Origin of the sequence: Bacillus cereus group sp. N24, from assembly GCF_016483345.1 — a bacterium.
Lineage (GTDB): Bacteria > Bacillota > Bacilli > Bacillales > Bacillaceae_G > Bacillus_A > Bacillus_A toyonensis.
Map to the genome: position 1 here is coordinate 1 of NZ_JAEHCA010000016.1, position 21,941 is coordinate 21,941.

Here is a 21,941-nt window from a genome sequence, read left to right on the forward strand (position 1 = left end):
CCCGTGGTGTAGTGGTTAACATGCCTGCCTGTCACGCAGGAGATCGCCGGTTCGACCCCGGTCGGGACCGCCATTTTTTTAATAAGGCTCGGTAGCTCAGTCGGTAGAGCAGAGGACTGAAAATCCTCGTGTCGGCGGTTCGATTCCGTCCCGAGCCACCATTTTTTTTATGCCGGCTTAGCTCAATTGGTAGAGCAACTGACTTGTAATCAGTAGGTTGGGGGTTCAAGTCCTCTAGCCGGCATCATTTAGGGGCATAGTTTAAAGGTAGAACTGAGGTCTCCAAAACCTCCAGTGTGGGTTCGATTCCTACTGCCCCTGTAAAGTATATGGGCCTATAGCTCAGCTGGTTAGAGCGCACGCCTGATAAGCGTGAGGTCGATGGTTCGAGTCCATTTAGGCCCACCATATATTTATTCCGCAGTAGCTCAGTGGTAGAGCTATCGGCTGTTAACCGATCGGTCGTAGGTTCGAGTCCTACCTGCGGAGCCATGGCCCGTTGGTCAAGTGGTTAAGACACCGCCCTTTCACGGCGGTAACACGGGTTCGAATCCCGTACGGGTCATAAAGAAAGAGTCAGCAATATGCTGGCTCTTTTTTATTGTGTATAATCCTCTTTTTTATCATCTTATTTTCCTCAAATAAATAAAGGGATTTAGGAAAAACTATGGTATGTATTAAAAGGAGGAGATAAAAAATGACGCAAGTTAGAGACTTTATGAGTACTCATATTGTACATTGTACACCGTTAGATAATGTATATGAGGCTGCTGTAAAAATGAAGGAAGAATCAGTTGGATTGATTCCTGTTCTTGAAAATGAACAAGTCGTTGGGCTTGTTACTGATCGAGATTTAGTTGTTCGAGGGATTGCTGAAAAACATCCTGGGTCTAATAAAATTACAAATGTAATGACGACAAACATTGTTTCGGTTTCTCCAGATGATTCTATTGAAAAAGCTACAGAATTAATGGCACAGTATCAAATTAGACGATTGCCAGTAGTTGAGGGCGGTCAACTTGTCGGGATGCTAGCATTAGGTGATTTAGCTATAAGAGAAGTGGCAGATGATCAGGCTGGGTTCGCTTTAAGTGAAATCTCGGAACGTACGGAATAAAGTTAAACTTTAATTAGTGAAAGTGTTATTGTCCGCAAATAGTGGGATAAATGATGGATAAAAATCAGATACATTATTCTAGTATATGTGGATTAAACTAATATATTAGCGTGATGTATCTGAGACATTATATAATAAGTACATAGTTAAGGTTTTCGACAGTTTATTTAAATTTTTCATTCCTAATTTTAAATAAGAGAAAAAGTGATATACTGATAGATATAAGTATTATGATAGGTTTTGAATATAACAATATTTATTTTTAGTGTTGTAATAATGAATTAATATTTCCTACGTAGATAAAGTGAAACTTTAATTATTGGGGGTTTTGTCCATCTGCCAATGATTATTCGTTGAACCAATCGGGCTTTTATCGGCAGTTTTATTTCCCACCTAACTTCCTCGCATTCACTGGATTTTGAGGTGGGCGTCTTACTGCCCGGCAAATAGCGGGATAAAAAGGGAAGGGGAATTATATGAGGGCTGTACAGGGCGATCCAAATTGGAATTTGGTTACAGATACATATATAGAACCAAATAATTTTGCTGAATTATTATCTTTACTTGTACCTTGTCACCCAAAAGGTGAAGGAAAAGAGCGAACTATATTAGCATGGAAAGAAAAAGAATTTTATAAAGAAGAAAATTTAGCAGCAGTTATCGTTTATGGTATGAATAGAGTAAAGAATTTACCACAGTTTCATAAAGATGAAATTCCAACCTTAGTACGTATTCTTCGTTTATGTCAAGAGATTGGTTGGTATGAAGAGGCAAATACTTTTATGGTAACACAAGGGCTAGCTGAATTTGTCCAAACTTCATTGGAATATGAAACATGGGATCTTTTGACACAAGCAGTTGCTTTAAACTATTTAGTTATTAAATATCGTGTCGGGGAATTAACAGATGGGGATGTAGAAATTTGGGATAGAGTTAAATTTAATGAGAAATGTATAACAAATTGTAAACATCTATTATCTCAAAAAGAAATATTAGAGTTTACATTCTTCTATATGTGTAAGAGGGCTAAAGCACAGTCAAAAGAGCAGCTGAATAGTGATATGATGAGTCTAGCGATGTATTGTAATACTTTTGTGTATGATTTATATACACATGACTTGTTGCGAAAGTATCGTAAGTGTACAGATTTTCTATCATATTATGGACCTAGTCAAGTAGTTTTAGCTTGTCAAAGAGCTGTACTTTCTCAAATTTCAGATCGATTAGATCCACTAAAGACAACTCATGTAGATGATTATTTATATGTGATGAAAGAAATGATGGAACATATGACAATAGGTATAATGGATCGATATAACCATTTTATCGGAAAGTTATTATCATACGTGCCATTTTTCGAAATGATTCAAGTTCCACAGCATGCATATTATTGTGAAGAATTACTGTATATTTGTAAGGGCATTGAATATAAAGAGGAAATACTACGCAATTATATATTTATACAATTACATGATTGTTTACCGTCATTCTTTAAACTATTTCTTAAAAATAAGCGTTATGCGACGATTCATGATATTCTTTTCTATTGGTGTGACGATGAACAAAGAATGGGTTTAGAGAAAAAATATAATCTTAGTTTTATTTATGAAAAATATGCTTGTGGCTAAACAGTATTTTACATATGAAAAATTAATATAAATTAAAAAGGATCTCAATGTTATGTGAGATCCTTTTTTGTTAGTAAAACAAGGAGAAAGTGATTAAGATGAGAAATAGCATTCCATATAGGAGAAGTTGTGCAGTATAACTTCCTTGTATACCAAAAAAAGTATTTAGTTTTCCGTATAAATTCAATATATATTTCATTGTGTTATCTTTGAAAGATTGGTACACAGTGTCTCCTCTTTCTAAGCTTCTTGTTCATGTTTTTTATTATTAGGGACATTAATGTATCTAGCTATGAATAATAAAACAGCCATAAAGAATACGGGAATTATAGTAGATAAATAAAAGCCATTACTAATAACATTTGTTATAAGGGCACTTAATAGAAAAATAGCATTATAAACATGGGCAACTTTTTGCCTTAGTCGCACTTGAAATGACTCCATCATAATTTCTAGAGCAACAAAAGCAATGATAATAGATAAAAATACAGTGTTTGTATTGTAAATTATTAAACAACAGATTAAACCTAAAAAGGCTAAGTATTCAATGAAGAGAGGTATATTGCGTGGCATACAATTTACCTAACTAAATACGGCAGTGGATTTACTGCATTTGTTTTTTCAAAATTCCATTCTCCATTATGTAATTCGAAATGGAGGTGTTGTCCGTATGAATGACCTGTGTTACCCATATGACCTAGTAATTGTCCAGTTTGTATTTGATCACCAGCTTGTACAGTGCGATCTTTCATATGAGCATAAACTGTTGTATATAATTTCCCGTTTATTTGATGGGCGATGAACACTACATTGCCATAACTAGCTGAATAATATGATTTAATAACTTTACCTGCAGCGGCAGCTTGAATGGAGACGTTACCTTGTGCTGCAATATCTATTCCATAATGCATTTGTTCCCAGCGTATATCAAAGGTTGAGCTGATTTTTCCTTGAGTAGGGAATTTGAAAACTGCTGGAATAGCTGAAGATTGAGCTGTTTGAGCTTGTGATTGCTGTTGATTTTGTACCACGTAGTGTTTGGCCACATACCCGTATCCTGTGCCAAAACGAATTTTATACCAAGTTCCTACTGTTTCTACTACTTGTACCTGTGTACCGTTTTGTAAAGAACCAAGTAGAGTGCCATTTGTGCTAGCATTGCTACGTACATTTAATTTAGGTGTTGCAACAGTATATTTCGTATCATTTTGAACTGTGATTCCTTTTACTAAGGGTTGCGAACCATTAGATACGAATGCTTTTTGTACATAACCTGTTTGACCGTTATGTGAAATTTTATACCATTCGCCTTGTTCTCCTTGAATAGTCACGAACTTACCATTTGGTAATACATCTAAAATGGAAGATTCTAAATTAGGTTCAGAGCGAACGTTCAATGCATTAGCATTGACGATGTATTGATTAGTAGATTGAAGTTTGTTTTTTTGCAGAATAGCATCTTTTTGTACATAGCCTACTTTATTATTAACAGATACTTTATACCAATCCTTCGTTGTTTTAAGTATGTTAACTTTCGTATTAAAGCGAATTGTATCAAGTGATGTGCTATTTGTATTATCTTCTTTATGTAAGGCTACTTGATCGACTTTGACATATCCAGTTTTGACATTAGATAATTGTTCAGCGTTTGCTTTTTGTACATTTGTTTCGCCCATAGAAGGAAGTAATGAGGCGATTGCGACAGTAGTTGCTGTTAGAGCTGTAGCTTTCATATTCATATAATAGAGACCTCCTCTAGTTGTATAGTTAGTTGTAATTTTATTATAGTATAAAGATATAATATAGTGGGTGTATTCACATAAATGTAATATGAAATCAATATAAAAATAAATTTTTTCAGGATAATGATTCCTTTTTATAGAATTAATTAGGATTTTATTTTACGAAATAGAATAATAAGTATTATATAACTCTGTAATTTTGTTGACAATTGAGAAAATTAAAACAGTTGATGATGTCTTATTAGGGTGTTATACTGACAGTGATAATTTTATAGTTTGCTAGGAGAGCTGGTGTTGCCAGCTGAGAGTAAGACCTTAAGTCTTTGATCCTTTTCATTACCTGATCTAGATTATGCTAGCGTAGGGAAGCAATTCGGACACTAATGATGAGTCCCCGTTTCTTTGCGTATAGAAACGGGGCTTTTTTATTTGAAAATTTTATATTGAAACCACTAGGGGTGCTTTTCGTGCTGAGAGAGGAATAATCCTTAACCCTTACAACACCTGATCTAGGTAATACTAGCGAAGGGAAGTGGAACAACGAATAAACTATAATTTTATTTGTTGTAACCACTTCTGATTATAGAAGTGGTTTTTTATTTAGATACATATATTGAAGGGGGAAATAGAAATGAAATTTTGCAATAGATTGTTAGAAACTGTACAACCAGTTTGGGAGATGAGTCATAATCATCCATTTGTAGTAGGGATGGGGGATGGCACGTTAGAAAAAGATAAGTTTCAGTATTACATTATTCAAGATTATTTATATTTGTTAGATTATGCAAAGCTATATGCCATCGGTGTTGTAAAGGCAACGAATCCACAAGTAATGGGAAAATTTGCTGAACAAATTGATGGAATATTAAATGGAGAAATGACGATCCATAAACAGTATGCAAAAAGACTTGGAATTTCTATAGAGGAGATAGAATCAGCAAAACCATCTGCTAAAAATTTAGCTTATACAAATTACATGATGTCTGTATCTCAAAATGGCACACTTGCGGAATTAATAGCAGCACTTCTTCCATGTATGTGGAGTTATTGGGAAATTGGAAAGCGTTTAAATGATATTCCTGGAGCGAGAGATCATGAGTTCTTTGGTGAGTGGATTCAAGGATATAGTTCTGAAGAATACGGTAACCTTTGTATTTGGTTAATAGATTTATTAGATGAAATGGCAATTGGAAAGTCAGAGCGAGAGCTAGAAAGATTAGAGGAGATTTTCTTATATTCCAGTCGATTTGAATATTTATTCTGGGATATGTCCTATCGTAAGGAGATGTGGGGATTTGAGGAGCAAGAACATACTACAGTTTCATAATGTTTCTTTTCATTATGATGAGAAGCCAATCATCGATGAATTAAATGCTTCTATACAAGAGAAAGAGTTTGTAAGCATTATTGGGCCAAGTGGCTGCGGGAAAAGTACTCTATTTCGTCTTATTACAGGCTTAGAAGAAGTCAGTACTGGACGGATAGAGCTGACAGAAACAAAAAGTCACCCTGTAGGGTATATGCCTCAAAAAGATATGCTCCTGCCGTGGAGAACAATTATTGAGAATGCTGCTTTGCCACTAGAATGTCAGGGTGTACAGAAGAAAGAAGCACAAGTAAAGGCAAAGGAACTGTTACATAAATTTGGTTTACAAGGATACGAGGGAAAATACCCGAAAAATTTATCTGGCGGTATGAGGCAGCGCGTATCTTTTATCCGAACATTATTAACAGGAGGAGAGATATTATTGCTAGATGAACCGTTTAGCGCATTGGACGCTTTAACGAAGGCATCTTTGCAAGAATGGTTGTTTGAACAATGGAAAGAGTGGGAAAAAACAATTTTATTTATCACTCATGATGTGGAAGAAGCGTTGTTTCTTTCGAATCGAATTTTAGTGGTGAAACAGCAGCCGATAACTACTTTGACTGAACGGATTGTGCCGCTTGATCATAACAGAACACGAAAAGATTTATATAAACCGGATGTGTTAGCGCTGAAAGATGAGCTTCTTAGTATGTTACAAAGGCAGGTACTCGTATGATGAACCGATTGAAAGAATTAGTTCCTGCCATTACACTTTCTAGCATTTTACTCGTTATGTGGGAAATAGGAGCAAGAATTGTAGATGAAATGTACATTTTACCGTCACCGTCAGCAATTGTAATGAAGATATGGAAACTAAAAGACATATTATTTACGGTTCATTTACCGGCAACGTTATACGTCGTTTTAATAGGTGTTGTTATTTCTATTGTATTAGGTGTAGGGCTAGCGATGTTAATGAATGCGAGTACATGGATGGAAAGGGCATTTTATCCATTATTAGTTGCCTCACAAACGATTCCCATTACAGCGCTTGCTCCGCTTTTCGTTTTATGGTTTGGATATACCATCTGGAGTAAGGTTGTTGTTACAGTTTTAATTACGTTTTTCCCTATTGCGGTCAATACGTATGACGGACTGCGTAGTACGAAAAAAGAATGGGAGGAGCTCTTAGTTACATATGGAGCAACGAAGAAAGATGTTTTTCTTAAGTTAAAGTTACCGTCTGCTCTTCCTTATTTTTTTTCAGCTTTAAAAATTGCAGTTCCGCTTAGTGTAATTGGGGCAGCAATCGGTGAATGGCTCGGTGCACAAGCTGGGCTTGGTTATTTCAGTAAGAGAATGATGACACAGTTAGATGGAGCTGGTGTATTTGCACCCATTGTATTGTTATCATTATTAGCTATTTTCTTCGTCATACTTATTTCCATATTAGAAAAGAAATTCATTAGTTGGAGGAAGCATTCATGAAATTTTTAAAACGCATCTTTGTGTTTACATTATTAGTTGCAATGATTGCAGGATGTTCGAGTAATTCAGCATCAGATAAAAGTAAAAAAGAGAAAGAAATAACGGTTATGCTCGATTGGTACCCAAATGCGGTACATAGCTTTATTTATGCAGCAATTGAAAAAGGCTACTTTAAAGAAGAAGGAATAAAGGTAAATATAAAATTCCCTTCTAATCCAACTGATCCATTAACTTTAGCTGCAGCAGGGAAAGTGACAGTTGGTTTGTATTATCAGCCAGATGTTGTTATGGCCAGAGCAAATGAACAAATTCCAGTGAAATCAATTGGAGCTGTCGTACGTTCACCGTTAAATCATGTCGTATCGCTGAAATCAGCAGGTATTCAATCACCGAAAGATTTAGAAGGAAAAACAGTAGGATATTCTGGAACTCCTTTAAGTGAAGCATATTTAAAAACGATGATAAAAGAAGCTGGTGGTAATCCTGATACGGTGAAAGTAGTTGATGTTGGCTTTGATTTAGTACCAGCGTTAATTACGAAGAAAGTGGATGCTGTAACAGGAGCATACATTAATCATGAAGTACCTGTTATGCGTCATGAAGGCCATGAACCAGCGTACTTTAATCCAGCAGAATATGGTGTGCCGAATTATCATGAACTTGTTTTCGTAACAGGTGATAAAACGTTGAAAAAAGATAAAGAAGCATTGCAAGCCTTTTTACGTGGGGCAAAAAAAGGGTATGATTTTATGAAGAAAAGCCCTGATGAAGCATTAAATATTTTATTAGATCATCAAGAAAAAGAAAACTTCCCGCTTGTACCAGAAGTTGAAAAAGAAAGCATGAAAATTTTATTAGAGAAGATGGAAACGAAAGATGAGCCATTTTTATCAGATTCAAAAGAGTCATGGGAGAAACAAAACAAATGGTTGAAAGACAAAGGAATGACGAAAGAAATTGTTCCTGCCGATGAATTATTCGAAAACATTTTAAAGTAGGCGAATGAATATGAAAAATGAGCTCCATGTAATCTCAAATGGCCATATGCCATTCGAAGAGTTAGTGAATGTAGCGATGCAAATTGAGAGTGAGATTGATTATTTGCATATTCGTGAGCGTGAGAAAAGTACGAAGGAATTATATGAAGGGGTGGAAAGTCTTTTGAAAAAAGGCTTTCCAGCATCTAAGCTTGTTATAAATGATCGAATTGATATCGCTATTTTATTAAACATTCCGCGTGTTCAACTAGGATACCGAAGCGCAGATGTAAGGTTAGTGAAAGAAAAGTTTTCTTATTTGCATGTCGGTTATTCAGTACACTCGTTAGAGGAAGCGATAGTAGCATTTAAAAATGGAGCGGATTCACTCGTTTATGGTCATGTATTTCCGACAGATTGTAAAAAAGGTGTGCCAGCGAGAGGACTTGAAGAAATTTCAGACATTGCAAGCTGTTTATCTATACCGATTACAGCGATTGGAGGAATTACCCCAGAAAACACAGTAGATGTTCTTACTAACGGTGTAAGCGGTATAGCAGTTATGTCCGGAATTGTAAGTAGTAGTAACCCATATAGCAAAGCGAAATCTTATAAGGAATCAATAAGAAAGTGGGCGGAAAAACATGTGTGAGAAGTATGATGTGGCGATTATTGGCGGTGGTGTAATTGGTAGCTCAGTTGCACATTTTCTAGCAGAAAGAGGACATAAAGTAGCAATTATAGAGAAGCAAAAAATTGCATCGGAAGCTTCTAAAGCAGCTGCTGGCCTGCTTGGTGTTCAAGCAGAATGGGATGCGTATGACCCGCTATTTGAACTTGCTAGAGAAAGCCGAGCTATATTTCCACAACTTGCAACAGTTTTACGTGAAAAGACGGGTATTGATATTGGATATGAGGAGAAAGGGATATATCGTATTGCACAAAACGAAGATGAGAAGGAAAGAATTCTTCACATTATGGATTGGCAACAGAAAACAGGTGAAGATTCATATTTTCTAACGGGAGACCATTTACGGGAAAAAGAGCCATTTCTATCCGAATCCATTATAGGAGCGGTATATTATCCGAAAGATGGTCACGTTATTGCACCAGAGCTTACGAAAGCATTCGCGCATTCTGCATCAATTTCCGGTGCGGATATATATGAACAGACAGAAGTGTTTGATATTCGTATTGAAAATAATAAAGTGACTGGTATTGTTACGAGCGAAGGTATAATCACATGCGAAAAAGTGGTGATTGCCGGTGGCTCATGGAGCACGAAGTTACTAGGTCACTTTCACCGCGAATGGGGTACATATCCAGTTAAAGGAGAAGTAGTAGCGGTAAGAAGTAGAAAACCACTTTTAAAGGCACCTATTTTCCAAGAAAGATTTTATATTGCTCCAAAGCGCGGCGGACGTTACGTAATTGGAGCAACGATGAAGCCGCATACGTTTAATAAAACTGTACAATCGGAAAGCATTACTTCTATATTAGAGCGTGCTTATACAATATTGCCAGCTTTAAAAGAAGCAGAGTGGGAAAGCGCATGGGCAGGATTAAGACCACAATCGAATCACGAAGCTCCTTATATGGGAGAACATGAAGAAATAAAAGGTTTATATGCTTGTACGGGCCATTATCGAAACGGCATTTTATTAAGCCCTGTTTCTGGTCAATATATGGCGGATTTAATAGAAGGAAAGCAGGAGAATCACTTGCTAGATTCGTTGCTTTCTAAAACGGTTTAGAAAGGGGATGGAAGTTTGAATTTAAAAATTAATGGTAACCAAATTGAAGTACCAGAGAGTGTAAAAACAGTAGCTGAGTTACTTACACATTTAGAGTTAGATAACAGAATTGTTGTAGTAGAGCGTAATAAAGATATTTTACAAAAAGATGATCATACAGATACATCTGTTTTTGATGGAGACCAAATTGAGATTGTAACTTTCGTAGGAGGCGGTTGATTATGTTAAACATTGGACCATTGTCATTTCAGTCTAGACTTTTATTAGGAACAGGGAAATTCCCTGATTTTGACGTACAGCAAAAAGCAATTGACGTTTCTGAAGCTGAAATTTTAACGTTTGCAGTACGTCGTATGGATATATTTGATGCAAAGCAACCTAATTTATTAGAGAAGCTTGATGTGAAAAAATATACGTTATTACCAAATACAGCTGGAGCAAAAAATGCTGAAGAAGCTGTTCGTATTGCAAAATTAGCAAAAGCTTCAGGGCTTTGTGACATGATCAAAGTTGAAGTTATTGGTGATGATAGAACGTTGTTACCTGATCCAGTAGAAACGTTAAAGGCATCTGAAATGTTACTAGAAGAAGGGTTTATCGTACTTCCGTACACATCTGATGATGTTGTATTAGCACGTAAATTACAAGAACTAGGTGTGCATGCAATTATGCCAGGAGCATCACCAATCGGTTCAGGGCTTGGTATTGTAAATCCGTTAAATTTAAGCTTCATTATTGAACTAGCGACAGTACCGGTTATCGTTGATGCAGGTATTGGTAGCCCAGCTGATGCAGCGTTTGCGATGGAATTAGGAGCAGATGGTGTGTTATTAAATACGGCTGTATCAGGAGCAAAAGATCCTATTAAGATGGCATACGCAATGAAGTTAGGTATTGAGGCAGGTCGCATAGGCTTTGAAGCGGGGCGTATTGCACGTAAACGTTGTGCAACTGCAAGCAGTCCTTTAGAAGGAATGAGTGTAGTTGAATAATCGATATTCTCGCCAAGAACTATTTTCTCCAATTGGGGAAGAAGGACAGCAAAAGATAAGAGAAAAGCATGTGCTTATTATCGGCGCAGGCGCACTTGGTAGTGCAAATGCAGAAATGTTTGTAAGAGCTGGTGTTGGGAAGATAACAATCGTTGACCGTGATTATGTCGATTGGAGTAATTTACAAAGACAACAATTGTATGCAGAGAGCGACGTGAAAAATAATCTTCCGAAGGCTATAGCGGCTAAAAAGCGTTTAGAAGAGATTAATAGTGATGTAACAATAGAGGCCCTCGTTCAAGATGTAACAGCTGAGGAGCTAGAAGAACTTGTTACAAACGTTGATGTAATGATTGATGCGACTGATAATTTTGAAACACGTTTTATTGTGAATGATATAGCACAAAAATATTCTATTCCATGGATTTATGGTGCATGTGTAGGCAGTTACGGTCTTTCTTACACAATTCTTCCTAGTAAAACACCATGTTTATCATGTTTATTACAATCGATTCCGCTTGGCGGGGCGACATGTGATACAGCGGGTATTATATCACCTGCTGTATCTCTTGTCGTTTCTCATCAAGTAACAGAAGCTCTTAAACTGTTAGTAGAAGATTATAAATCACTTCGAGATGGACTTGTATCGTTTGATATGTGGAAGAATGAGTATTCATGTATGAATGTGCAAAAACTTCGCAAACATAATTGTCCTTCGTGCGGAGAGAATGCATTATATCCGTATTTAAATAAAGAGAACACATCGAAAACAGCAGTTTTATGCGGGAGAAATACAGTTCAAATTAGACCACCTCATAAAGAAGAAATGGATTTTGAACAATATAAACAGCTACTAGAAGGCCGTGTGAATGATTTAAATGTAAATCCATATTTACTATCTTTCTCTGTTGAAGAAAAGAGGTTAGTTGCCTTCAAAGATGGCCGTGTACTTGTACATGGAACGAAAGATATAAGCGAAGCAAAGACGATTTATCATCGTTATTTTGGATAGAAAAGGATGAGTGAGATGGAAGTGAATAAAGCTTTAACAATTGCAGGATCTGATAGCGGCGGTGGTGCTGGTATTCAAGCGGATTTAAAAACATTCCAAGAGCTTGGTGTGTATGGGATGACGGCTATTACGGCAATTACTGCTCAAAATACGCTTGGCGTTCAAGGGGTATATCCTGTTCCATTAGAAGGTATTACGGAACAGCTGAATTCAATTGGTACGGATTTAACACCAGATGCAGTGAAACTAGGAATGTTATTTAGTAGTGAAATTATTCAAATTGTGGCAGAACAGATTAAGAAATTTGGTTGGAATAATATTGTGCTAGATCCTGTTATGATTGCAAAGGGAGGAGCATCATTATTACAGCAAGAAGCAGTTCAAGCATTAAAGGAATATTTATTACCAGTAGCAACAGTTATTACACCGAATGTTCCAGAAGCTGAAGTGTTAACTGGGATGGAGATTCATAATATAGAAGATAGTAAGAAAGCTGCGAAAGTATTGCACGAATTAGGTGCTAAATATGTGCTTATGAAGGGCGGACATGCGGAATATCAAGGTAATGAAGTAATTGATTTACTCTTTGATGGAGAAGAGTTTATTGAATTTAGAAGTGAACGAATTCCTTCGAAACAAACGCACGGAAGTGGCTGTACATTTGCTTCAGCAGTTACAGCTGGACTTGCGAAAGGATACTCAATGGAAGAGGCAGTTCAAGAGGCAAAACGATTTATTAGTATAGCAATTGAAGAGCCATTGAATATTGGTAGTGGTCATGGACCGACGAATCATTTTGCGTATAAATTGAATAAAGCATAAGCATGAAGAATGAAAAGGCCAGTTTTACAACTGGCTTTTTTTGTTTACTTTTTCCAAATACAAGAGTAATATATCAGCCAGAATACATTTTTTGTAATACGCTGAGTCCAAATATATGGAGCGGAGGAACCAATTTTGTGTATCGTCACTTGGGGTGAATCTTTCATTTTGAAAGTAGGGCTACTCTCAAAGCCCGAATCCGACAGCTAACTTCGTAAGCGTCTTGAGAGAGGACGGTGCCATGATGGATACATCACTTCATCGATCCGATTAGTATAGGGGAATATCAATCTACGTTTGAATTCTTTTATGCTAAGGAGGATGAGGTACATGGAACTAACACTTATTTGTGTTGGAGAAAAAAACAAAGTAAAGAGTTTAAGAGAGCTAGTAGCATTTCAGCATGAGTTAATTATTTTTACAGCCAATGAAGAGATAGCGGCTGAAGTTAGAGATTATGGGTTTGAATCAGCTTATAGCTGTAATAAGGAGAAGGATTTTACTAGTATTTGCACACGAATTAAGAAGGTGATTTTACTAGGGGATGAGCTTCCAATAGTTAGTTTCTTCACAGAACACATTCGTTTTTCTTTTCAAGCGCCTATTACTGTTGTTACAAGGAATAAACGATATCCAGCGCGGCTCTATGAAACAATTGGAGCTAAATTTGTCGTGTTTACGAACTGTGATAATATTTCGTTTTTATTTTTTGAATAGGGCGGGGGAAGAAATGATGAAGGTACTACTATTTGGAGATATAGCAAATCGTTGGGCGGTATCGATCGAGAGGGTTCAAAAATTGGCACAGATTGATCCTATTTTTCCAGGGCCATATATTTTATTACCATCAAAAGATGCTTTGTATTTAGAGGCGGATATTATCGAATATGAGCAGTTACATGCAGAATTATCACAAGTTTATATCCGTGGGAGAAATTTACTTGCTTTTTTACGTGGTAAATAAATTCTGAATGAAAACGAGAGCGAATGTTAAGTGTGCCTAAGTGGGGTGCTTATATACATTCGCTCTTTTTATATATATATAAGGTCATTTCTATGAAAAAGAAAGAAAAGACAAGAAAACAGATGAAAGAATATTAATAATACGTAATGTAAGCGTTTAAATAGCGTAATATTTTCTTATTTTAAGTAATTTACCTCTTTACAAGTGAAATATAGAGGAGTATATTTACTCTCATAAATCATTTATCAAATTTCCAAAAAAAACCTAAAATCGCTGAGTTCCAGAAATGGAGCGGGGGAACCAATTTTGTGCATCGTCACTTGGGGTGAATCTTTCAGTTTTGAAAGTAGGGCTACTCTTTAGGCCCGAATCCGACAGCTAACCTCGTAAGCGTTTAGAGAGGAGGTTTACTTTTTGTTGTTCATTTTTTGAACACTGAGTAGAGCTCAGTGTTCTTTTTTAATATTTTAATGGTAAATTTTAACATTTGAAGTGAGGGATTGTTATGTTAGATGTTGTGATGATCGGAATTTTTGTTGTATTAGTAGCATCGATGGCAAGTCTTGCAAGTTGGTCAGATAAAGTTGTGAAAGAAGGGAAGCAATCATGATGATTGCCTTATCGGTTATTGTTGCAGCGATTACGGTGTACTTAGTATACGCATTATTAAATCCAGAAAAGTTTTAATTAGGGGGAATCATTCATTATGATTTGGGTTGCAGTCATTATTACAATGCTCTTGTTTATTTTAGTAGCAAAGCCAACAGGGATTTATTTAGAGAAAGCCTTTCAAGGTAGCAAAATGCTAGATAAAGTATTCGGCCCTTTTGAGAAGCTTATTTTTAAAATTACAGGTGTAAAAGGATACAATCAAACGTGGAAACAGTATGCATTATCATTAGTTCTACTCAACGGATTTATGATTGTCGTTGTATATTTCATTTTTAGATTACAAGGTGTATTGCCATTAAATCCAGCGCATATTGAAGGGATGGAGCCTACGCTCGCTTTTAATACAGCGATTAGTTTTATGGCTGATACAAACTTACAACATTACAGCGGTGAAAATGGTTTATCTTATTTATCACAATTAATCGGGATTACATTTTTAATGTTTGCGGCACCAGCAACGACGTTAGCGATTGTTATGGCTTTTATAAGAGGACTTGCTGGAAAAGAACTTGGTAACTTTTTCGTTGATTTTACGAGGGCGTTAACGAGAGTGTTTCTTCCTATCGCATTTATTGCAGCGTTAGTCTTTGTCGCACTTGGTGTACCACAAACGTTAGATGGGGCGGTTACAGCACAAACGATTGATGGAGCAAAACAAAGTATTTTACGCGGGCCTGTTGCATCATTCGTTTCTATTAAGGAACTTGGGAATAACGGCGGTGGATTTTTCGGGGCAAACTCTACACACCCTTTTGAAAATCCAGGACAAATGAGTAATATTTTGCAAATGATGCTTATGATGTTATTACCAACAGCACTTCCATTTACGTACGGACGAATGGTAGGAAATAAAAAACAAGGGCGTATCCTTTTCGTTTCACTATTCATGGTGTTTTTACTAGGATTTATAACGATTACGACATCTGAACTAAACGGGAATCCGGCATTAAATGGAATGGGTATCGAACATGTACAAGGAAGTACAGAAGGGAAAGAAGTACGATTTGGAACAGTATTTTCTTCACTATACGCAACAGTAACGACAGCTGCTGAAACAGGGGCCGTTAATACGATGCATGATACGTTAACGCCAATTGGCGGTTTAGTTCCACTCGTAAATATGATGTTGAATACAGTATACGGCGGTGTTGGAGCGGGCTTTATTAATATTATTATGTATGCAATTATTGCAGTTTTTATATCTGGGTTAATGGTCGGAAGAACACCGGAATTTTTAGGTAAAAAGATTGAAGGTAAGGAAATGAAATTAATTGCAGTAACGATTTTATTTCATCCATTACTTATCTTAGGATTTTCTGCATTAGCTCTTTCAACAAGTTTAGGAACGGATGCGATTTCTCATTCCGGTTTTCACGGTTTAACGCAAGTTGTATATGAATACACATCGTCAGCTGCGAATAATGGATCTGGATTTGAAGGATTAGCAGATAATACACCGTTTTGGAATATTACGACTGGTTTAGTTATGTTTTTAGGACGCTATTTCAGTTTAATTACGATGCTAGCTGTAGCAGCTTCATTGAAAGAGAAGACGGTAGTACCAGAAACAGTCGGAACGTTCCGTACGGATAATGGTTTATTTGGAGGAATCTTTATTGGAACGATTGTAATTGTTGGTGCATTAACATTTTTCCCGATGTTAGTACTTGGCCCAATTGCAGAATTTCTTACATTGAAGTAATGGAGGGTAAATAATGAGACCGGTAGTAGTAAAAGAAAAACAATTGAACGATTCACAAATACATGCTGTAGAAGATGAAGTTAGACAAGCGAAAACGTTGGATCGTGATATCGTGACGCATGCGATGAAACAATCCTTTGCGAAATTGAATCCGAAAGTAATGATAAAGAATCCGATTATGTTCATTGTGGAAATTGGGTTTATCATTACGTTCATTTTATCTTTTCTCCCAAGCAGTTCTAGTAGTGTACCAGGATGGTTTAATATAACAGTTTCTCTCATTCTATTATTTACAGTTTTATTTGCTAACTTTGCAGAAGCGTTAGCTGAAGGCCGTGGTAAAGCGCAAGCCGATTCTTTAAAACAATCGAGGAAAGATGTATTTGCAAATGTCGTAAAAGAAAATGGAGACATTGTTCAAGTTTCAGCCACTGATCTGAGAAAAGGTGACGTTGTTATCGTAAAACAAGGGGAAATGATTCCAAATGATGGCGAAGTAATCAAAGGATTAGCATCTGTAGATGAATCTGCAATTACAGGAGAATCAGCCCCTGTTATAAAAGAAGCCGGTGGCGATTTTTGTTCCGTAACAGGCGGAACGATGGTCGTAAGTGATGAGATTACAATTGTTATTACAAGTAATCCTGGAGAATCATTTATTGATAAAATGATTTCATTAGTAGAAGGAGCTGCTCGTCAAAAAACGCCGAATGAGATTGCTTTAAATACAGTATTAACGAGTTTAACGCTTATTTTCTTAATCGTTGTTGTGACGTTGCCAATTTTCACGAATTATTTAGGGTTTCAAATTGATACAGCTGTACTTGTAGCATTGTTAGTTTGTTTAATTCCAACGACAATTGGTGGGTTATTATCGGCAATTGGTATAGCTGGGATGGACCGCGTGACAAAGTTTAACGTGTTAGCAATGTCAGGGAAAGCAGTGGAAGCTGCGGGCGATATTAATACAATTATTTTAGATAAAACAGGTACGATTACTTTCGGGAACCGAATGGCACATACACTGCTTCCAGTAGGAAATGAAACGATTGAGCAAGTTGGAAAGTGGGCTGCTATTAGTTCTGTTTTAGATGAAACACCAGAAGGTCGATCTGTTATAGAATATGTGCAAACGAAATCTATATCATATAATCGAGAACTTGCAGAACAAGGGGAGTTCGTTCCGTTTAAAGCAGAAACAAGAATGAGTGGTGTCGATTTACAGGACGGAACGAAAGTGAGAAAAGGTGCTGTAGGTAGCGTGATTGAATGGGTTCGATCACAAGGTGGAAAGATTCCAAAAGATGTGAATCAAAAAGCAGATTTCATTTCAAAAGAGGGTGGAACACCACTTGTAGTGGCAGTAGATGATCGTATTTACGGTTTAATTTATTTAAAGGATACGGTAAAACCCGGTATGCGTGAGCGTTTTGAACAATTACGTCAGATGGGGATTAAAACGGTTATGTGTACAGGGGATAACCCATTAACAGCAGCAACAATTGCAAAAGAAGCAGGTGTAGATGAATTCGTTGCCGAGTGTAAACCAGAAGATAAAATTGCAGTTATTAAAGCAGAGCAAGATAAAGGGAAGCTTGTAGCGATGACAGGTGATGGTACAAATGATGCGCCGGCGTTAGCGCAAGCCGACGTTGGATTAGCGATGAATAGCGGTACGACAGCTGCAAAAGAAGCAGCAAATATGATTGATTTAGACTCGAATCCCACGAAAATTATTGAGGTTGTAGGAATTGGTAAGCAATTGTTAATGACGCGCGGGGCGTTAACAACGTTTAGTATTGCGAATGATATAGCAAAATATTTTGCAATTATTCCAGCGATGTTCACACTTGCGATTCCGCAAATGGAAGCATTGAACATTATGAAATTAACGTCACCACTGTCAGCAATTTTATCAGCATTAATATTTAACGCTGTTATTATTCCATTACTTATTCCATTAGCGATGAAAGGAATCGCATATAAACCGATGAGCTCTAATGCATTGCTTAGCAGAAACTTACTCATTTACGGGCTTGGCGGGGTTATCGTTCCGTTCATTGGAATTAAGGTAATTGATATGATTGTCGGCTTGTTCATATAAGGAAGAGGGGAAAAAGATGGCGAAGAAACAAAGTATACTATCACCAATTATTCGTATTACTTTTACATTTTTAGTTTTGTGCGGCCTCGTATACCCGCTTATTGTAACTGGTATTGCACAAGCGGTAATGAAGGATAATGCGGATGGAAGTCTTATATATAATGATAAGGATGAAATAGTTGGTTCGAAATTAATCGGTCAAAATTTCACAGATCCACGTTATTTTCATGGACGTGTCTCTAGTATAGAATATAAAGCAGAAGCATCTGGTTCAAATAACTATGCACCGTCTAATCCAGATTTAGAGAAACGAGTAGAGAAAAGTATGGAAGACTGGAAGAAACAAAATCCAACCGTTCCAGTTACAGAAGTACCGATAGACTTAGTGACGAATTCAGGTTCAGGGCTTGATCCTGACATTAGTCCAAAGGCAGCGTCTGTGCAGGTAGATCGTATCTCTAAATTAACGAATATTCCGAAAGAAAAGTTAAATCAATTGATTAAGGAACAAACAGAAGGTGCTGCCCTCGGTTTATTTGGAGAAGATCGCGTAAACGTCTTAAAGTTAAACTTAGAATTACAGAAATTAATGAAATAGTAACAGTACTACCTCAATCTAACGGATTGAGGTAGTGTTGTTTCGCAAGAAGGGTTGTGAGTGTTTTGTATGCGGATGATTATAAACCGACGTTTCAAAGGCGAACGCCAGAGGAATATTTAGAATACATTCGTCAACAAAATCGTGGAAAATTAAAGCTATACGTAGGGGCTGCCCCAGGCGTAGGGAAAAGTTATAAAATGCTTTTTGATGCACGAGAGATGAAAAAAGACGGCATTGATATTGTAATTGGTTTAATTGAAACACATGGTAGAAAAGAGACGGAAGAAGCAATTGCTGATTTAGAAAAAGTTCCTTTAAAAGAAATAGAGTATAAAGGAAAAGTATTTTATGAACTTGATGTAGAAGGAATTATAAAGCGTGGCCCGCAAGTAGTTGTAGTGGATGAACTTGCACATAGTAACATTCCTGGGTCTAAAAATAAGAAGCGTTACATGGATGTGCAAGAATTGTTAGATGCCGGTATATCTGTATTATCTGCGTTTAATATTCAACATTTAGAAAGCGTTCATGACATTGTAGCTCAAATTACGAATGTAAAAGTACGGGAACGTATTCCAGACTTTATTTTACAAAAAGCAAATGAAATTCAGCTCGTTGATGCAACACCCGAGATATTAAGGAAGAGATTAATGGATGGAAAGATATATAAGGAAGAAAAAATTCAGCAAAGCTTACAAAATTTCTTTACGCTTAATAATCTAGGGGCACTCAGAGAGTTATCGCTTCGTGAAGTTGCCGATGATATGGACGAGAAAATTAGCCAAACATTAATAGAACCGATTGGCGTAAAAGAAAAAATTCTCGTTTGTGTACAATACAGTTCAACAGCAGAGAAATTAATAAGACGGGGATGGCGCATGGCTGATCGGTTAAACGCTGAATTGTATGTGTTAAACGTTGAGAGGGAAAATGTAGATTCTCTTTCAGCAAGGAAAAAGCAAACAATTGAAGAGTGGAAGTTGCTAACGAATCAATTTGATGCGAGTTTTGTATTAGAAGAAGCAAAAGGAAGAAAACCAGCTGATGTTATTATCGAAGTTGCCCAGAGACTACAAGTAACACAAGTTTTACTCGGACAATCAGCGAGAACAAGATGGGAAGAAATACGAAAAGGGTCTATTGTAAATGAAATTATGAGACAAACGAAGCATATTGATATTCATATTGTTGCGGATCAAAGAGCTTAAATAGAGCCCACCTTTCAGGGGCTCTATTTTGCCTTTTGTGCGGTAGAGAAACGTAACATTTTTATTGCGTATAAAACTATAAGTAGAAATGTAATTGCTCCTATAAAGAAAATCCAAAAGTAATTTTGATTAAATAAAAGAAACCCACCTACAATAGGTCCTGTACCCATGCCAAAATAGCGAATGAAGTTGTACATACCGATAGCTGTTGCGCGTTCTTGTACGAATTCTTCCGTTAATAAAGTAGTGTGAGTTGGCATAGAAAGTCCCATGCTAAAACCGTATAAAGAGGTAACGATAATGACGGTTGGGATATTGTTGCTATATGCGAAAGAGAATAAAGTGATACATATAATATTGAAGAAACTAGTGATGAATAAAGCTTGCTTTGTTGTGAACTGTTTTTGCAAAAATTTGTAGCAATAACTTCCTAACATAATAGAAAGGGACATTGGTACAAACATAAGACCAATTTCACTTGCGTGTAGATGATATATATTTGTTAATATGCTAGGCAAAAAAAACAGGAAACAGAAATACATACAAAATTGAATAAAGCCAATAAGTGTAATAGAAAATCCAGTTTTATTTTTTAAGATAAGCCAGTAATTCTTTTTTACTTTAGGTTGTTTAATTACATTTGGTTTTGTCTCTGGAAGTAGTGAAATGTTTATAATTAATAAGATGATGCCAATTGTAGATAAAAACAGAAATACAGATAAGTGGCCGTGTATACTGCCGAGATAACCACCTATAAGAGGGCCGATCGCAGGTGCGAGAGCAAGTAACATTTGATAAAGGCTCATCGCTTCTCCACGTTCTTTTCCTTCAAATAAATCACCGATAATCGTTGCTGCAACTACAGGTATAGCCGCTATTCCTATAGCTTGAACAGCTCTAAAAAATAGAAATAAGTAAATGTTTGGTGAGAAAGCACAACCAATTGAGCCGATTGTACTAATAATTAAACTAGGGATAAGGACAGATTTTCTTCCTTTTGTATCAATTAAAGGTCCGTATATGAGCTGCATAATCGCAAGAATGAATGTGAAAAGTGAAACGGTTAAACTTACAAGATAAAGAGAAGTATGAAACGAATTTTGAATCATCGGTAAGATCGGTGTGTAAATATTTTGAGCGAAGGAACTGAGTAAGGCACTCATACAGACAACATATAAAATGAAATTCAGTTTGGTTTTTTCCATAATGCTAACCTCCTTATTTTTAGTTTCTTAGGAAACTAAATTTATTTTAACATGATTTTCTCACTTGTAAAGATGGAGAAATGATTTTAAAATGGTATATAGTTAAATTGTTTCTTTGGAAACTTAGGAGGCGAATGGATTGGAACGTACAGCGAAACAAATGGAAATAATTTCGGATATTCGTACACTTTTTCATAAAAAAGAAGAGCATTTGAAAGAAAATAATGAGAAGTTTCTTCGTGAAACAGGTGTAAGTGGTATGTCTTTATCTGAGTTACATGTTATCGAGTGTATCGGACAAAATGGTCTCATGAATGTAACGGCTATTACGACAGAAATGGGAATGACGAAGGGCGCGATCTCTAAAATTTGTACAAAGTTATTTCAAAAGCAGTTCGTTGAGAAGATGCAAATGTTAGATAATCAAAAAGAAATTTTCTTCCGCTTAACGGAAAGAGGAAATGAAATATATAAAGCTCATGAAAAGTTGCATAAACAAGCGGAAGAAAAGTGGCTGTTACTTTTAGATGGATATACGAAAGAAGAGCAAGATTTTATTCAAAGGTTTATAAAGGATGTCTCTGATCATTTGGAAATATAATTGGAGGAAAAAATACTTTTTTCTCAAGCCTTTTGAATATAAT

24 protein-coding genes, 6 tRNA genes and 4 riboswitches are annotated in these 21,941 nt (G+C 36.4%); of the genes, 27 read left to right on the forward strand and 3 right to left on the reverse strand.

Annotated features, from left to right (window positions below):
• Positions 1-85 precede the first annotated feature (85 nt).
• The 8 genes from JDS95_RS20425 to JDS95_RS20460 all read left to right on the forward strand — a co-directional run bounded on the left by JDS95_RS20425 (position 86) and on the right by JDS95_RS20460 (position 2,745).
• A tRNA-Phe gene (locus tag JDS95_RS20425) sits at positions 86-161 on the forward strand.
• A 10-nt stretch (positions 162-171) separates the two neighbouring features.
• Positions 172-244: transfer RNA gene (locus tag JDS95_RS20430), tRNA-Thr, on the forward strand.
• A gap of 6 nt (positions 245-250) precedes the next feature.
• Positions 251-321 (forward strand) — tRNA-Trp (locus JDS95_RS20435).
• A 10-nt stretch (positions 322-331) separates the two neighbouring features.
• Positions 332-408, forward strand: a tRNA-Ile gene (locus tag JDS95_RS20440).
• Positions 409-417: 9 nt separating this feature from the next.
• Positions 418-492, forward strand: a tRNA-Asn gene (locus JDS95_RS20445).
• 1 nt (position 493) lies between these two features.
• Positions 494-565, forward strand: a tRNA-Glu gene (locus JDS95_RS20450).
• A 132-nt stretch (positions 566-697) separates the two neighbouring features.
• A complete protein-coding gene (locus JDS95_RS20455; RefSeq protein WP_000195541.1) occupies positions 698-1,117 on the forward strand; it encodes a CBS domain-containing protein in 420 nt (139 codons plus the stop codon).
• 476 nt (positions 1,118-1,593) lie between these two features.
• Entirely contained in the window at positions 1,594-2,745 is a 1,152-nt protein-coding gene (locus JDS95_RS20460; RefSeq protein WP_001203043.1) for a DUF3965 domain-containing protein, read from the forward strand.
• A gap of 240 nt (positions 2,746-2,985) precedes the next feature.
• On the opposite strand, the gene JDS95_RS20465 is transcribed toward JDS95_RS20460, so the two are convergent.
• Together JDS95_RS20465 and JDS95_RS20470 are read right to left on the reverse strand one after the other, a co-directional pair.
• Positions 2,986-3,318: a hypothetical protein gene (locus tag JDS95_RS20465; RefSeq protein WP_001137816.1), complete on the reverse strand. Its 333-nt coding sequence runs from the start codon at positions 3,316-3,318 to the stop codon at positions 2,986-2,988.
• A 5-nt stretch (positions 3,319-3,323) separates the two neighbouring features.
• A complete protein-coding gene (locus JDS95_RS20470) occupies positions 3,324-4,484 on the reverse strand; it encodes an SH3 domain-containing protein (RefSeq protein WP_001056044.1) in 1,161 nt (386 codons plus the stop codon).
• A gap of 274 nt (positions 4,485-4,758) precedes the next feature.
• Positions 4,759-4,871: riboswitch (TPP riboswitch) on the forward strand.
• Between the two features lie 60 nt (positions 4,872-4,931).
• A riboswitch (TPP riboswitch) is annotated at positions 4,932-5,035 on the forward strand.
• An 83-nt stretch (positions 5,036-5,118) separates the two neighbouring features.
• Here JDS95_RS20470 and tenA point away from each other — a divergent pair.
• From tenA to kdpDN, 18 genes are all read left to right on the forward strand, one after another.
• Entirely contained in the window at positions 5,119-5,814 is a 696-nt protein-coding gene (tenA, locus tag JDS95_RS20475; protein WP_000666918.1) for a thiaminase II, read from the forward strand.
• Positions 5,783-6,532 (forward strand): ABC transporter ATP-binding protein, encoded by a 750-nt coding sequence (locus JDS95_RS20480; protein WP_199690755.1) that lies wholly within the window; start codon positions 5,783-5,785, stop codon positions 6,530-6,532. Before tenA ends, JDS95_RS20480 begins: the two co-directional genes overlap by 32 nt.
• Positions 6,532-7,284 carry an ABC transporter permease gene (locus JDS95_RS20485; RefSeq protein ID WP_002059286.1) on the forward strand — a complete coding sequence of 251 codons (753 nt, stop codon included), beginning with the start codon at positions 6,532-6,534 and terminating at the stop codon, positions 7,282-7,284. Before JDS95_RS20480 ends, JDS95_RS20485 begins: the two co-directional genes overlap by 1 nt.
• Positions 7,281-8,282: an ABC transporter substrate-binding protein gene (locus JDS95_RS20490; protein ID WP_000670425.1), complete on the forward strand. Its 1,002-nt coding sequence runs from the start codon at positions 7,281-7,283 to the stop codon at positions 8,280-8,282. The genes JDS95_RS20485 and JDS95_RS20490 overlap by 4 nt, the downstream gene beginning before the upstream one ends.
• A 10-nt stretch (positions 8,283-8,292) precedes the next feature.
• Entirely contained in the window at positions 8,293-8,913 is a 621-nt protein-coding gene (gene tenI / locus JDS95_RS20495) for a thiazole tautomerase TenI (protein ID WP_000787162.1), read from the forward strand.
• On the forward strand, positions 8,906-10,015 hold the full coding sequence (thiO, locus tag JDS95_RS20500; protein WP_085450166.1) for a glycine oxidase ThiO: 1,110 nt from the start codon (positions 8,906-8,908) through the stop codon (positions 10,013-10,015). The genes tenI and thiO overlap by 8 nt, the downstream gene beginning before the upstream one ends.
• A gap of 15 nt (positions 10,016-10,030) precedes the next feature.
• Positions 10,031-10,234: a sulfur carrier protein ThiS gene (gene thiS, locus JDS95_RS20505; RefSeq protein ID WP_001049505.1), complete on the forward strand. Its 204-nt coding sequence runs from the start codon at positions 10,031-10,033 to the stop codon at positions 10,232-10,234.
• Between the two features lie 2 nt (positions 10,235-10,236).
• Entirely contained in the window at positions 10,237-11,007 is a 771-nt protein-coding gene (gene thiG, locus JDS95_RS20510) for a thiazole synthase (RefSeq protein WP_085450165.1), read from the forward strand.
• The gene (gene thiF, locus JDS95_RS20515; protein ID WP_001065429.1) at positions 11,000-12,019 is read left to right on the forward strand and encodes a thiazole biosynthesis adenylyltransferase ThiF; all 1,020 of its coding nucleotides are present in this window, start codon (positions 11,000-11,002) and stop codon (positions 12,017-12,019) included. The genes thiG and thiF overlap by 8 nt, the downstream gene beginning before the upstream one ends.
• A 15-nt stretch (positions 12,020-12,034) precedes the next feature.
• The gene (thiD, locus tag JDS95_RS20520) at positions 12,035-12,841 is read left to right on the forward strand and encodes a bifunctional hydroxymethylpyrimidine kinase/phosphomethylpyrimidine kinase (RefSeq protein WP_085450164.1); all 807 of its coding nucleotides are present in this window, start codon (positions 12,035-12,037) and stop codon (positions 12,839-12,841) included.
• Positions 12,842-12,930: 89 nt separating this feature from the next.
• Positions 12,931-13,078, forward strand: a riboswitch (cyclic di-AMP (ydaO/yuaA leader).
• Positions 13,079-13,171: 93 nt separating this feature from the next.
• On the forward strand, positions 13,172-13,558 hold the full coding sequence (locus tag JDS95_RS20525; RefSeq protein ID WP_139823476.1) for a hypothetical protein: 387 nt from the start codon (positions 13,172-13,174) through the stop codon (positions 13,556-13,558).
• A 13-nt stretch (positions 13,559-13,571) separates the two neighbouring features.
• Positions 13,572-13,805, forward strand: a complete 234-nt coding sequence (locus tag JDS95_RS20530) for a hypothetical protein (RefSeq protein ID WP_199690756.1) — start codon at positions 13,572-13,574, stop codon at positions 13,803-13,805.
• Between the two features lie 261 nt (positions 13,806-14,066).
• Positions 14,067-14,212, forward strand: a riboswitch (cyclic di-AMP (ydaO/yuaA leader).
• Between the two features lie 98 nt (positions 14,213-14,310).
• Positions 14,311-14,415, forward strand: a complete 105-nt coding sequence (locus JDS95_RS20535; protein ID WP_000887889.1) for a SipW-dependent-type signal peptide-containing protein — start codon at positions 14,311-14,313, stop codon at positions 14,413-14,415.
• Entirely contained in the window at positions 14,412-14,492 is an 81-nt protein-coding gene (gene kdpF, locus JDS95_RS20540; protein ID WP_000972378.1) for a K(+)-transporting ATPase subunit F, read from the forward strand. The genes JDS95_RS20535 and kdpF overlap by 4 nt, the downstream gene beginning before the upstream one ends.
• A gap of 19 nt (positions 14,493-14,511) precedes the next feature.
• The gene (gene kdpA, locus JDS95_RS20545; protein WP_000638325.1) at positions 14,512-16,179 is read left to right on the forward strand and encodes a potassium-transporting ATPase subunit KdpA; all 1,668 of its coding nucleotides are present in this window, start codon (positions 14,512-14,514) and stop codon (positions 16,177-16,179) included.
• Between the two features lie 13 nt (positions 16,180-16,192).
• The gene (kdpB, locus tag JDS95_RS20550) at positions 16,193-18,283 is read left to right on the forward strand and encodes a potassium-transporting ATPase subunit KdpB (RefSeq protein WP_001247985.1); all 2,091 of its coding nucleotides are present in this window, start codon (positions 16,193-16,195) and stop codon (positions 18,281-18,283) included.
• A gap of 16 nt (positions 18,284-18,299) precedes the next feature.
• On the forward strand, positions 18,300-18,881 hold the full coding sequence (gene kdpC / locus JDS95_RS20555; protein WP_001085547.1) for a K(+)-transporting ATPase subunit C: 582 nt from the start codon (positions 18,300-18,302) through the stop codon (positions 18,879-18,881).
• Between the two features lie 56 nt (positions 18,882-18,937).
• Positions 18,938-20,092, forward strand: a complete 1,155-nt coding sequence (gene kdpDN, locus JDS95_RS20560) for a KdpD-like non-kinase potassium sensor (RefSeq protein ID WP_002042697.1) — start codon at positions 18,938-18,940, stop codon at positions 20,090-20,092.
• 23 nt (positions 20,093-20,115) lie between these two features.
• Here the strand turns inward: kdpDN and JDS95_RS20565 are convergent, their stop codons facing one another.
• Positions 20,116-21,297 carry an MFS transporter gene (locus JDS95_RS20565; RefSeq protein WP_199690757.1) on the reverse strand — a complete coding sequence of 394 codons (1,182 nt, stop codon included), beginning with the start codon at positions 21,295-21,297 and terminating at the stop codon, positions 20,116-20,118.
• A gap of 139 nt (positions 21,298-21,436) precedes the next feature.
• Between JDS95_RS20565 and JDS95_RS20570 the strand changes: the two genes are divergently transcribed.
• The gene (locus JDS95_RS20570) at positions 21,437-21,898 is read left to right on the forward strand and encodes a MarR family transcriptional regulator (protein ID WP_000442447.1); all 462 of its coding nucleotides are present in this window, start codon (positions 21,437-21,439) and stop codon (positions 21,896-21,898) included.
• Positions 21,899-21,941: the final 43 nt, after the last annotated feature.

Coding starts and splice junctions, on each gene's coding strand:
- JDS95_RS20465 (WP_001137816.1), bottom strand. CDS start 3,318: ATGCCACGCAATATACCTCTCTTCATTGAATACTTAGCCTTTTTAGGT.
- thiO (WP_085450166.1), top strand. CDS start 8,906: ATGTGTGAGAAGTATGATGTGGCGATTATTGGCGGTGGTGTAATTGGT.
- JDS95_RS20455 (WP_000195541.1), top strand. CDS start 698: ATGACGCAAGTTAGAGACTTTATGAGTACTCATATTGTACATTGTACA.
- tenA (WP_000666918.1), top strand. CDS start 5,119: ATGAAATTTTGCAATAGATTGTTAGAAACTGTACAACCAGTTTGGGAG.
- thiD (WP_085450164.1), top strand. CDS start 12,035: ATGGAAGTGAATAAAGCTTTAACAATTGCAGGATCTGATAGCGGCGGT.
- JDS95_RS20530 (WP_199690756.1), top strand. CDS start 13,572: ATGATGAAGGTACTACTATTTGGAGATATAGCAAATCGTTGGGCGGTA.
- JDS95_RS20485 (WP_002059286.1), top strand. CDS start 6,532: ATGAACCGATTGAAAGAATTAGTTCCTGCCATTACACTTTCTAGCATT.
- JDS95_RS20565 (WP_199690757.1), bottom strand. CDS start 21,297: ATGGAAAAAACCAAACTGAATTTCATTTTATATGTTGTCTGTATGAGT.
- JDS95_RS20490 (WP_000670425.1), top strand. CDS start 7,281: ATGAAATTTTTAAAACGCATCTTTGTGTTTACATTATTAGTTGCAATG.
- thiG (WP_085450165.1), top strand. CDS start 10,237: ATGTTAAACATTGGACCATTGTCATTTCAGTCTAGACTTTTATTAGGA.
- JDS95_RS20535 (WP_000887889.1), top strand. CDS start 14,311: ATGTTAGATGTTGTGATGATCGGAATTTTTGTTGTATTAGTAGCATCG.
- JDS95_RS20470 (WP_001056044.1), bottom strand. CDS start 4,484: ATGAATATGAAAGCTACAGCTCTAACAGCAACTACTGTCGCAATCGCC.
- kdpC (WP_001085547.1), top strand. CDS start 18,300: ATGGCGAAGAAACAAAGTATACTATCACCAATTATTCGTATTACTTTT.
- JDS95_RS20460 (WP_001203043.1), top strand. CDS start 1,594: ATGAGGGCTGTACAGGGCGATCCAAATTGGAATTTGGTTACAGATACA.
- kdpA (WP_000638325.1), top strand. CDS start 14,512: ATGATTTGGGTTGCAGTCATTATTACAATGCTCTTGTTTATTTTAGTA.
- kdpF (WP_000972378.1), top strand. CDS start 14,412: ATGATGATTGCCTTATCGGTTATTGTTGCAGCGATTACGGTGTACTTA.
- JDS95_RS20525 (WP_139823476.1), top strand. CDS start 13,172: ATGGAACTAACACTTATTTGTGTTGGAGAAAAAAACAAAGTAAAGAGT.
- kdpB (WP_001247985.1), top strand. CDS start 16,193: ATGAGACCGGTAGTAGTAAAAGAAAAACAATTGAACGATTCACAAATA.
- tenI (WP_000787162.1), top strand. CDS start 8,293: ATGAAAAATGAGCTCCATGTAATCTCAAATGGCCATATGCCATTCGAA.